Here is a 508-nt window from a genome sequence, read left to right as displayed (position 1 = left end):
CTGGAGCGGCTGCTCGGAGCGTGGCGCCGGGCCGACGATCCGACAGCCAATATTCCAACGACAACAGCGATCAGCCTCGGCCCGGTGAAAGACCCGGATACTGGTCATGCGATCTCACCCGTCGTGGCCGCGGCACTCTGCATTAAGCCGCGAGGGCAGCTGAGTGATCAGCAGGCGCGAAAGGTCGATGCCTTAAAGCGGGGGTCGCACGCATTTGCCACCATGCGCAACCTGGCGATGCGCTTCAATGGAATCTTGCGTGGGAGGCTGCCTGAACCGCTTGAGGCCTGGATTGACGACGCGATCGGTTCTGATCTTGTTCCCATCATGCGCTTCGCACGCGTTCTCCGCCGCGACATCGACGCCGTCTACGCAGCAATTGAGCTGCCATGGAGCAATGGCCAGGCTGAGGGCCAGATCAATCGCCTGAAGACACTCAAGCGAGCGATGTACGGACGTGCTGGCGCCGAATTGCTTCGGGCAAGAATGCTGCCACTTCGCCACACAC

General features: G+C 61.4%; 1 protein-coding gene. It reads left to right on the top strand.

What is annotated here, in order from left to right; genetic code table 11:
- Positions 1–508, top strand: a 508-nt coding sequence (locus ACWGTO_RS33825) for an ISL3 family transposase (RefSeq protein ID WP_454578997.1), incomplete at both ends; no start/stop codon positions are given.

The organism is Mesorhizobium sp. PL10, assembly GCF_053714315.1.
This window is presented reverse-complemented; position numbering and strand designations above follow the sequence as displayed.